Origin of the sequence: Methanolobus sp. ZRKC2 (assembly GCF_045291185.1) — an archaeon.
Classification (GTDB): domain Archaea; phylum Halobacteriota; class Methanosarcinia; order Methanosarcinales; family Methanosarcinaceae; genus Methanolobus.
Genome location: NZ_CP146980.1, coordinates 943,325 through 954,900, shown reverse-complemented (window position 1 = coordinate 954,900; position 11,576 = coordinate 943,325). Strand labels below are relative to the sequence as shown.

5 protein-coding genes and 3 tRNA genes are annotated in these 11,576 nt (G+C 40.2%); 7 read left to right on the top strand and 1 reads right to left on the bottom strand.

The window, feature by feature from the left end:
• Nucleotides 1–4: 4 nt before the first annotated feature.
• Nucleotides 5–1,906 carry an ATP-dependent protease LonB gene (gene lonB / locus V7O62_RS04440; protein WP_406657815.1) on the bottom strand — a complete coding sequence of 634 codons (1,902 nt, stop codon included), beginning with the start codon at nt 1,904–1,906 and terminating at the stop codon, nt 5–7.
• A gap of 177 nt (nt 1,907–2,083) precedes the next feature.
• Between lonB and V7O62_RS04435 the strand changes: the two genes are divergently transcribed.
• The 7 genes from V7O62_RS04435 to V7O62_RS04405 all read left to right on the top strand — a co-directional run bounded on the left by V7O62_RS04435 (nt 2,084) and on the right by V7O62_RS04405 (nt 11,459).
• The gene (locus tag V7O62_RS04435) at nt 2,084–2,533 is read left to right on the top strand and encodes a hypothetical protein (RefSeq protein WP_406657814.1); all 450 of its coding nucleotides are present in this window, start codon (nt 2,084–2,086) and stop codon (nt 2,531–2,533) included.
• A 310-nt stretch (nt 2,534–2,843) separates the two neighbouring features.
• Nucleotides 2,844–2,920 (top strand) — tRNA-Val (locus tag V7O62_RS04430).
• A gap of 68 nt (nt 2,921–2,988) precedes the next feature.
• A tRNA-Phe gene (locus tag V7O62_RS04425) sits at nt 2,989–3,061 on the top strand.
• Between the two features lie 10 nt (nt 3,062–3,071).
• Nucleotides 3,072–3,143 (top strand) — tRNA-Gly (locus V7O62_RS04420).
• Between the two features lie 594 nt (nt 3,144–3,737).
• Nucleotides 3,738–4,538, top strand: a complete 801-nt coding sequence (locus V7O62_RS04415) for a hypothetical protein (RefSeq protein ID WP_406657813.1) — start codon at nt 3,738–3,740, stop codon at nt 4,536–4,538.
• The gene (locus tag V7O62_RS04410) at nt 4,528–6,639 is read left to right on the top strand and encodes a S8 family serine peptidase (RefSeq protein ID WP_406657812.1); all 2,112 of its coding nucleotides are present in this window, start codon (nt 4,528–4,530) and stop codon (nt 6,637–6,639) included. Before V7O62_RS04415 ends, V7O62_RS04410 begins: the two co-directional genes overlap by 11 nt.
• Nucleotides 6,636–11,459 (top strand): S-layer protein domain-containing protein, encoded by a 4,824-nt coding sequence (locus tag V7O62_RS04405; protein WP_406657811.1) that lies wholly within the window; start codon nt 6,636–6,638, stop codon nt 11,457–11,459. Before V7O62_RS04410 ends, V7O62_RS04405 begins: the two co-directional genes overlap by 4 nt.
• Nucleotides 11,460–11,576 lie beyond the last annotated feature (117 nt).

The following is an 11,576-nucleotide window of genomic DNA, read 5'->3' as shown; positions in this document are numbered from 1 at the left end:
CTGTTCATACAGGGACTACATCGGGCAGATCCAGATTCAGCTTAAAATTAGCCAGACTCTGGAGCTTTTCCACAATACGGTTCTTGTCAGGTCCTACGAGACTGTGCTCAATGACCTCTATAATGCTTGTTACAGGTACGATCTCGATCTGGTCCTTGTAGGCGTCTTCTATCAGGACGTCATCCTCATTAGACTTTGGAATGATGACTTTCTTGATTCCCGCCTGGGCGGCTGCTTCTATCTTGTAGGTCACACCACCGATGGGCAATACGTCACCACGTACTGACAGTGACCCTGTCATCGCAACCGACTGGTCGATAGGTATGCCTTCAAGAGCAGATATGACTGCTGTAGCAATTGAGATAGACGCACTGTCACCCTCTACCCCCTCATAAGTTCCTATGAACTGGATGTGGATGTCGTGGTTTATCACGTTCTTCCCGGTGACGTTCTTGATTACCGCAGATACGTTCTGCACTGCTTCCTTTGCAATGTCCTTGAGCATGCCTGTTGCAATAACACGTCCTTCTGAACTGGACTGGGCAGGTGTGACTTCCGCCATGATTGGCAGGACTATTCCTGAATCTCCGCCCATGACCGCAAGTCCGTTTACTCTTCCTACAGCTCCTCCCATCTTCTTGAAAAGCTGGTAATCTTTCTTGCGTTCAAGATAGTTGTCAGCAAGCTGCTGTTCAATGGACCTTGCCATTTTCTTGGCTGCGAGCACATGCTTGTCTGTTACAATGGTAGCTCCTTCGGAGTGTGCTATGTCTCCGGCTACCCTCACAAGACCTCCAAGATCACGCAATTTTAGTGTAAGGTGGCCTTTTCTTCCAGCCCTTCTCTGTGCTTCACGTATGACCTCGTCCACAGCACTCTTATCAAATGGAGGTATGTGTCCGTCCCTCATGACTTCCTGCGCTACAAATCTAACAAGGGTCTTGCGGTTATCTGGAGTATCTTCCATTGATTCCCGCATGAAAAGCTCATAACCGTACCCCTTGATACGGGACCTGAGTGCAGGATGCATCTTCTCCATTGCGTCCAGGTTTCCGGCCGCTACCATGATAAAGTCACATGAAACTGGTTCTGTCTTGACAAGTGCTCCGGAACTTCTCTCTGACTGGCCTGTAATTGGATACTCTTTTTCCTGAAGAGCTGTTAGGAGACTCTGCTGGGACTCAAGGCTCAAGGTGTTAATCTCATCGATAAAGAGTACACCTTTGTTTGATTTGTGGATGTCTCCACTTTCTACCCTGTCATGTGCAGGAGTCTCAAGTCCTCCTGACTGGAACGGGTCGTGCCTGACATCTCCAAGAAGCGCACCTGCATGTGTTCCTGTGGCATCGATGAATGCAGCATGTTCTTTTTGGTAATTGGAAACTATCAATTTAGGTATCATCAGTTCTTCCTTGGGCATGAACTGACGTGTCAGCAGGAGTATCATGATTGCCGCAATGATTCCCCATAGAAGCTGGCCGACATAGAATGAATAAATTATGATACCGAATACCAGTATCATCATGAGCATATTTCGTGACTGGACTTTTTTCTGCGCTTCCATTTTGTGGGCCATCACGATCTCCCTGCCCTTGCCGGCAGGAACTGACCTTATCTTAGGATTGTTATTGTCTTCGGGATTGGGATAAGCAAGTATGTCCTGCAATTCTTCCTTTGGCAAAAGCTCTGCCATTGCCTTAGCCAATAGTGATTTCCCTGTACCGGGACTTCCTATCATCATTACATGTCTTCTCTGGCTGGCTGCCTTTTTAACAACCTCTACCGCATGCTCCTGTCCTATGATCTGATCGATCAAAAGTTGAGGAACATCTATGGAATCAGTTGTATCAAAAGTATCGCCATAGAGTTCAATCTCTTCACCAGAAGTAGTTATCTCGTTCTCCATAGTCTACTCACAAAGTTTATGATTCGTTCACTGAGGTACGTACAAAATATATACTTGACGGTTTTTAGTAATTTGTAAATATCATTATATGAAGGTACCTACAAGTAGAAACTAATAAATATTAACGTAGTCACACTATAAGAACCTATTTATCACCCTAGATGGATATTTGGTATCATGAGGCAGGCTTTAATTTTAATCTTCGGACTTCTCTTTGCACTCTTCTCTTTATCAATGACAGGATATGCTGTATCCAACGAAGGGCAGTATATTCACTTTAAGGAGATGGCTGTGACTTTTGACGGAACGGATGCAGAGGTCGCTCTGTACTATGATCTGGATATGTTTTCCCGTGTGTACGTTCTGCTGCTTGGGAGCTATAATCTTCAGCCGACACTGGAAAACGTTCTTTTTGATTTTGAGGAGGTTGAGGTTGTGGAAATCGGAAATAACCATGCAGTTCTCTCTGTGAAAGGTATATCCCGCCAGAATTCCGAGTACTATCTGCATGATTCGCATAGCCTTGGGGCAACTGTCGATGTGCTTACATTGATATATCCTGACGGTTCATCCAGAAGAGTACCTTATGCGACATCTACGCCATACACATTTTATGGCAATGAATAACGTTCTATAATTCGGGAATTTTACCTGAGTTAATCATTATCCTACAAAAGCTGCCCTCACTCCAGTAGTAAGCTGTCAGAGTGCTTTTATTATTCGAAAACTGTTTCTTCTTTATCAGTGAACAGGGTTTATGGATATGTCCTATCCGGTCTATTTATGCGGAAAAAGGCCGGATAAGTTCTTCCAACCCAAAAGGTTTATCAACAATAGTGCAATATGAGGGATGCTGTTAAGCGCCTGATGCTTGCGGTAATGTTCAGGAACGGACATACTCGGATCTTCAGTGCTTACAGATATTCGCAAATCAAATGGGCTCGTGGTCTAGCTGGTTATGACGTCGCCTTGACATGGCGGAGGTCCGGAGTTCGACTCTCCGCGGGCCCACCACAAATCCTTTCTATAGGATTCGACAAGTTTAAATGTAAAAGCAGCATTAAGGTGCTTCGGGTCATTAAGCCCAGGTAGCTCAGTTGGGAGAGCGCTGCCCTGAAGAGGCAGTTGTCCCCGGTTCAAGTCCGGGTCTGGGCACCTAAGATGCACACCAGTAGTGTAGCGGTTATCACCGGGCGTTGCCAACGCTCGAACCCGGGTTCGAATCCCGGCTGGTGTACTGTTTTATTTTTTATACATATATTTAGCAAGATTGCATTTTTTTAGAATTTCAAACACTAAAGAATCCATTTTTCTGTGGAAAGGATGACATGGAAGGATATACTAAGAAAAAATAAAGGAACTGTAAATTCAAAATTAAGACGCATTTCTATTTTGACACATACATTTTCATCTGAAAGTTAACAATCTGTTTTTATCTGATTTCATAGACCTGCAAAGTCCAAAACAGAAGTTTGGGTAGACGAATTTTTACTTTCAGGTAGCCATTAGTTCCTGAGATCTTCCTCTAATGATGCCTCAACTACTGGAAATCAGATTTGATCCTAGTCATAGCAAGGTAAAACTGCACAAAAAAATACTTCAAATAAATGCTTGGGGATAGTATCGGAGAATTATTGTTGTCTGAAATTCGAATGCCGACTCTGTAATTGTTTATGATAAATGGACAACTGTATGATGTACTATTTGCAAAATATCTCTGAAATATTTCAAAAAACTTATATATTATATGTCAGTAATTTTTTTTAGTAACTATATTTAGTATCAAGCAAATGAGTAAAAATTTGTTTAACTAAGTTAGTGTGGTGAGAAAATGGGAAAAATATCAACCAAAATAGTGGCAACACTCTTAATTTTAACAATATGCGTTTCGATTACAAGCGCAAATCAAACGAACGATTCTGACAAATACACCTTAGATAATTACGGTGGAGAAAAATTCACGCCACAACCAATGGAGTTTGGCGAAAACATAAGAACTCAGGAACAAAACGGAGCTACGATATCCAGCACTAATCAAGAAAATGCAACTGAAAGGAAACATGTATTACTCCAGTTCTATTCAACTCCTAATGATGAACAACTGGAATTATTAAAGGAGTATGGAGTTCAGCGCGTAGGTGTTGCTGCAGACTATACTTATATTGTTTTAATACCCGCAGGTTTAACTCCTGCTGATCTTCCAGCCGAAAGTGGACTTCGGTGGATGGGTGAATTACCTGTTGAGAACAAATACGACCCTAGTTTTGGGTTAAATGTCCCAGAGAGGGCAAGAACAGAAGATGGACAGGTGGAATTATGGCTGGCTTTCTATGAAGATGTTACGTTTGAGGAAGCACAAGCCATTGCAAATAAATATTCAACGTCATCTCCTAAATTTGAAATGTATCCCTATTCTTTCAATTCTATTATAACAACAAATGAAAGTAATCTCACAGTAATAGCGAGCGAGGATTATGTGGAAAGAATAGTTTTTGGTAGAGAAGAGCTTGTTCCAGAAAGTGATTCTTCAGCAGATATAAAACAATCTCCAGGTTTCGAATCAGTGCTTGTTTTTTTGCTTTTGTCAGCTGTTTTTTTATGCTTGAAAAGAGGGGATTCCAGTGAAAAGTGAAAAAATAGTCGTATTTATTTTTCTTTTTCTGTTAATAATTCCTCAACAAGCACTATGTGAAGAAGGAAACAATTCGACAGAAGGATGGACTGAAGATCTATTTGGGAATAACAATCATCTATTTGAGATATTGGAATTTGTAAATACAGAAAAATGCCATAAGATTTGCAATCTATCTGGATCCAATATAAAAATTGGAATTTGGGAGTCATCAAACAATGCCGATGATAGTTCAAAGGTAGATGATAGCAGAAGCGAGTTAAGTGGAAGAATTCACATTATGGATGACCATCCCGTCCATTCTGAACATGCAACAAAAGTTGCGCTTATAATTGGTTCTAAAACAGATGATGAAGCAGATAATGGGATGGCATATGATGTTGAAATGTATTCATATAATTTAACGCGGTGCTATTCTGAAATGATAGTCTCTTCTGTCGATATTTCAACTAATTCATACGGAAATGACGATGAAAAGGGTAACTATACTTTAGGCACACAAACATCATCACAATTTTATGATAAGGCAATAAGAGACTACAATATCACTTGTTTCAAATCTGCAGGGAATGAAAACAATGGAGAAGACTATTTTACTATAACTCCTCCTGGTACAGCTAAAAATATCATTACGGTAGGTGCAACTGAAGAAGATAGCTTTAGCGATCTGGCAGACTTTAGCAGTTTTGGACCATGTATCGATGGACGACTGAAACCAGAAATAGTTGCACCGGGTTATAATATTCTTCTTGATCTTCCTGGATATGAAGATACTTTCGAAGGCACATCCTATGCATGTCCTATAGCATCAGGTTCAGCAGCCTTGGTTCTTGAGAAATGGAAATCAAATTATCCTGCTGAAGACATGTTGCCATCAACCATGAAAGCACTTCTCGTTCACACTGCCAATAATGATGGGAATGGTCCTACTTACAGATATGGATACGGAATGCTTGATACAAAGGAAGCCGTTGATTTGGTAGAATTGGATATGACAAAGAATTTAACAATTGTTCAGGATTACTCGACATTTCAAAACGGTACATCTCAAACGACTTACGATTTAGGCTATGTTCCAGATAATATAGGCGAAATTAAAGTTACTATTGCTTGGAGTGATAAAGAAGGATCAAATCCTTTTGAGAACTATGATTTGTACAACGACCTTAATCTTGTTATATCAAAAGATGATGGTATTTCCAATCAATATTATTATCCATGGGTTTTGGATTCAGATAACAAGAAAAATTCTGCATCGAGTGTTAATTCAAGTACCTATGACCCGCAGAGCTATGGTGATCACCTGAATCCCCTTGAACAAGTACAAATCAGGAATCCTGGAGCTGGAAATTATTCCATAATTGTTGATGGAGCTATTGATGATGGTCCTCAACCTTATTCTCTGGTAGTTACTGTAAAACCAAAAATAGAGGTTCACTCTGACAAAGATGGATCCAAAGTTTACATCAACAATGAAGATTGTTATGGATTGGCGGACGGAGTTATTCAAGATGGTGTTGCAGAAGTCTGTGCTTATGCAGGTGAGAATAGTATCATGGTTGAACAGGATACATGGTGGTTTATATCATGGCTATTCCCCACAAAACTCAACATCGATTGTACTGTGTCAGAAAGTGCTGAACAGAGGTATTATGCGTACTTTGACTCTTATACACTAGAACTTAAGAGTGGATTCCAGGTGATTTCACTACCGTTTGCTGTGTCCGTCTCAGACGTACTGCCTCCTGCAGGTGGTGAAGTCAAGAAATTTGATGATGGTTCATTTATCGCAATGAATTCTTCAGATATACTTGAAAAAGGCCACTCCTATCTAGTAAAGTCAAATGCAGCTGCAACAATAAATCTAGATGCTGAATCAAATACTTTTGAAAAAGTAGACTTGGCTGTAGGCTCTCATTTTATAGGTGCACCTGCTGCAAGCTGTCAGGTATCAGACTTGTTAGGTGACTCAGATGGGAAAATGGTGTACAAGTACAATGAAACAAATGATGAGTTCGTACCAGTAACATCCAATGAAACTGTAAGTCCGGGAGAGGCATTGTATATATGCTCCATGGAAGCTTCGGAGGTGAGTGTATGAAATTTGAAAACAAGATATTCTGTATATCTTTATCAGCTATTTTCCTGTTCAGTTCGCTAGGTGCAATTGGATCAGCAGCCACCCTGGGTGGAACTCACATTCCGGTTTCAGTATCTTATGACTATTCGGACTATGGAGATTACATAGGATTCGATTATCAAAACGATCCGTATTTAATTGCTTTTAACAACAATGAACCTACAGGTGTAAGCAGCAGTGATAGCTTAATATCAAAACCATGGGCTGTTCCTGTGCTAATTGATGATGGCGATACGGATGTAGTTACTTGGAGCAATCCTAAGATATTGGCAAATGGATATTCATTACATTTGGACGAAATATCACTTGGTGACGATGAAGCTTTTCTTCACTTAGAAAAAAGTGGGGAAATAATAGATGACTCTATTATTTTGAAAGAAGATGAAACATATGTATATAGAACCAGAGTCTATGGTGATGGGACTGGCTCATTTGTTGCTGATTTCCCTGTCATCCTAGTCACTCTTAAATATATCCTAAATGATGGTGAAACGTACTCATTACGTGTCACAGGTATTTTCCAGTTATCAGAAACAGCGTCTGAAGTCGAACTCGACAGGTCGGTTGATGTAGACTCTTGGAGTCTAAATATCACTGCACCAAACTCAATTCAGGACGTAACAATTGGTATTGATTCAAGTACTACTGATAAACTTGATTCCGTTGATACTTGGAGTGTGCCTCCATATCCTCTTAACAAAGTATTCCTGTCACTGGATAAATGTTACTCCAAGAACATAAAACCAGGAGATGATGGTGCAAGCTGGGAGCTTCTGGTCATAGTACCTGATGGACAGACGACATCACTTTCCTGGGATCCTGATGCAGTCGATGGTGTCAACGTACACATTATGGATGGGACATCCGAACTAAGTCCCGAACAAACAATTAGCGAAGGTTCACATAAGTACACAATATATGCAACTTATGGCGAATCTTTTGACCCTATGCCGACTATTAATATTGATTCTCCATCAGGAGAAGTACTGAGAGACTTTACTTTGTCAGGTACAATTACGGATAATAACCTGCAAAGTGCAGCATATCGTGTGAATGGACAGCAATCTTCTCTTCCATATTCGATGAATAACAATGTTGCATCGTTTTCTAAAGCACTGACACTTGCAGATGGCAATTATGAAGTCGAAGTTGTGGCCACTGATTCAGAGTCTTTTAATGAGTCTGTCAACTTTAAAATTGACAATACAAACCCTGCTACAGGCATGTCTATTGATGTACGTGGTGACAACGCATTAATCACAGTAGTAGTAAATGATACAAATCCTCTGTCTTTGGTAGAGTGCCGAGTTGAGAATGGTACAGATTACATGGATAGAGACAGACTAATCATCCGCGATTCAAATAACTTCAAAGATACGTTCAAATACTGCAACCTCAATCCTGGAGTTTATGATGTTGATCTCTTTGTTGAAGACTGTGCCGGAAACCTAGTTCTTCTGTCTGATGAGTTTGAAGTACAGGACATATATCCACCGGAAATTACTGTTATTTCCCCGGAGGATGGCGGCAATTACAGCACTTTCCCAGAGATTAATATCACTGCAAGTGAAGAGGCGACCTTGGTCTATAATCTGAATGGATATAATGAGACCAATGTTAGTCAGGTGACAGAGCATGTCATCAATGGTGAAAATATTTTAATTGTGTACGCTACTGATCTTACGGGAAACGTAGCATCTGCAGAAATTTCATTTTACATAATGCCGGACATATATCCTCCAGAAATCAGTATAATTTCTCCAGAAGATGGAAGAACCTATAGTCTTTGCCCGCAAATCCATGTTACAACAAATGAAGAAGCAACTTTAGTCTATAACTTGAACGGTCATAATGAAACAAGTTTAGAACAATTAGAACAGTATCTTCTCGAAGGTCAGAATACTTTCATAGTTTATGCTTCCGATATTTCAGGGAACACTGTATCAGAAGGAACTACATTTTACTTTGAACCACAGCTCAATGGTGATGGCACAGCATCGAATCCATATCAAATTTATGATGTTTATGATTTGCAGGCCATTGATAATAATTTATCAGCATGCTATATACTAATGAATGATATTGATGCAAGTGAAACAATTACTTGGAATAATGGGGCAGGTTTTGACCCAATTGGCTCCCCGGTCGTCTTCACTGGTTCACTAGATGGTAATGGATACAACATAACAAATTTGTATATTGATCTTCCATCCTCATATTACGTTGGTCTATTTTCTCTTTGCTATAAGGCAGAAATACACGATCTTGGTTTGATAAATGTAAATATTACGGGAAATCAAAATGTGGGAGGAATAGCAGGAGAGAGTAATGCAATTGACTGCAACGGAGTTGTATCCAACGAATGCGTATTCAACGATATCGTTGTAACTGGAAATATTACCTCATTTGATAGGTACTGTGGAGGTGTCGTCGGATGGATGCAGCATTCAACCATAAATAATATCTCCATAAATGTCAATATAAATGGTGATTCGTATTGTGGTGGTGCAGTAGGTAGTTTGATAGATTCCTCAATATCAAATTCAGAATCCATGGGAAATGTGAAAAGTAGAAAACGCACTGTTGGAGGGTTAGTGGGATGGATGGATGGTTCTACTGTGAAAAACTGCCGTTCTAGGGCATCTGTAACATCATCGTCGAGTGAAGCAGGTGGTCTTGTGGGTGATTTAGATTATGGGAATATAGAATATTGCTATTCTACCGGCCTAGTAACTGCTTCATATTTCGCTGGTGGATTAGTAGGCTTTAATTCGTATGGAGCAGTGGAATTTTCTTATTATGACTCCCAAACAAGTGGCTGTTCAGATACAGGAAAAGGAACTCCCAAAACAACCGCTGAAATGCAGACACAAAGTACGTTTGTAGGATGGGACTTTAATAATACGTGGATAATGCAAGGCTATCCTGAATTGAGACGTGAGATTATAGACTCAATTCCACCTCAAATTTCAATAAATTCTCCTGAAGATGAAAGCAGCTATAGTACTTTCCCCGAGATAAATGTCACAACAAGTGAAGAAGTAACTTTGATCTATAGCCTGAATGGGTACAATGAAACGGATGTTATTCAGGTGGAACAGCATTCTATCAATGGTGAAAATACTTTTATTGTGTATGCTACCGATCTCAGTGGAAACACAGCATCTGAGGAAATTACATTTTACTTGGGATCACAATCCGGTGGTGATGGCACAGAATCAAACCCATATCCAATCTACAATGTTACTGATCTGCAAGCTATCAACAACAATCTGTCAGCACACTATATTCTTATGAACGACATTGATGCAAGCGAAACGAGTTCATGGAACAGTGGTGCTGGCTTTGTTCCAATTGGTACTTCAGCAGAAATGTTTACTGGAAGCCTTGATGGTGATGGGTACGAAATAGATGGCTTAACTGTGAGTAGACAATGGACAAACGCTCAAGGATTTACAGCCTATCTTGGTGATGGTGGAGAAATTCGTGATCTGGGATTGACTGATGTTTCTATTATGGGATATCAGTATGTAGGATCCTTGGCTGTGTTTAATCATGGTACAATTTCCAATTGTTTCTCAACTGGAAATGTAACAGGAGGGCATAACAATGTAGGAGGACTTGTTGCCGGCGTAACTTCAACTGGTAGTATTCTAGACAGTTATTCAAGATGCTCTGTCACATGTGCAGGCACTCAGGCAGGGGGTATGGCAGGTTACAACAATGGCAATATTGTGAGTTCCTATGCCACGGGATTTGTTGATTGTAGTAACACCAAGGGTGGTGTTACAGGAAGCAACTCAAATACTGTAACAGACTGTTATTATGACTCTCAAACAACAGGCTGTTCAGATACTGGAAAGGGCACGCCGAAGACAACTGCTCAGATGCAGACCCAATCCACATTTGTAGGCTGGGATTTCACTGATGTCTGGTCAATATCAGCACAAGTAAACAATGGCTATCCTCACCTGCAATTTGCGGGTAGTGGTACTCAGCCAATTGGTGATGGCACGGAATCAAGTCCGTATCCTATCTACAATGTTACAGGTTTGCAGGATATAAACAACAACCTGTCAGCACACTATATTCTGATGAATGACATTGACGCGAGTGAAACAAGTTCATGGAACAGTGGTGCAGGCTTTGTTCCAATAGGTACTTCGGCAGAAATGTTTACTGGAAGCCTTGACGGTGATGGTTACGAAATAGACGGCTTAACTATCAACAGACAGTGGACAAACGCTCAGGGATTTGTAGCCTATCTCGGTGATGGCGGAGAAGTCAGAGATATAGGATTGACTGATGTTTCTATCTTGGGATATCAGTATGTAGGATCCCTGGCTGTGTTTAACCATGGTAATATTTCCAATTGTTTCTCAAGCGGAAATGTAACAGGAGGACATAACAATGTCGGAGGACTTGTTGCTGGTATTACTTCAACTGGTAGTATTCTAGACAGTTATTCCCGGTGTTCTATCACATGCGCAGGCACTCAGACAGGAGGTTTGTCAGGATATAATGCTGGAAGTATTATCAGGTCTTATGCGACCGGATTTGTTGATTGTAGTAACACTAAAGGTGGTATTACAGGAAGCAACTCAAATACTGTAACAGACTGTTACTACGATTCTGAAACAACAGGTTGTTCTGATACAGGAAAGGGTACTCCGAAGACAACTGTTCAGATGCAGACCCAATCTACCTTTGTAGGCTGGAATTTCACTGATGTCTGGTCAATATCAGCACAAGTAAATGATGGTTATCCGTTTTTACAATAATTATTGGATAACCTATCTTTTTTTCTTTTTTATTATTTTTTGAAATTTCTTCTTTTTGTATAGAATTCAGAATATGTAAATAGTACAATATTCAAAATTATTTATCTCCTTCTTGAC

Excerpts from the sequence above, each read along its gene's own strand:
- V7O62_RS04435 (WP_406657814.1), top strand. The coding sequence starts at position 2,084 with ATGAGGCAGGCTTTAATTTTAATCTTCGGACTTCTCTTTGCACTCTTC.
- V7O62_RS04405 (WP_406657811.1), top strand. The coding sequence starts at position 6,636 with ATGAAATTTGAAAACAAGATATTCTGTATATCTTTATCAGCTATTTTC.
- V7O62_RS04415 (WP_406657813.1), top strand. The coding sequence starts at position 3,738 with ATGGGAAAAATATCAACCAAAATAGTGGCAACACTCTTAATTTTAACA.
- lonB (WP_406657815.1), bottom strand. The coding sequence starts at position 1,906 with ATGGAGAACGAGATAACTACTTCTGGTGAAGAGATTGAACTCTATGGC.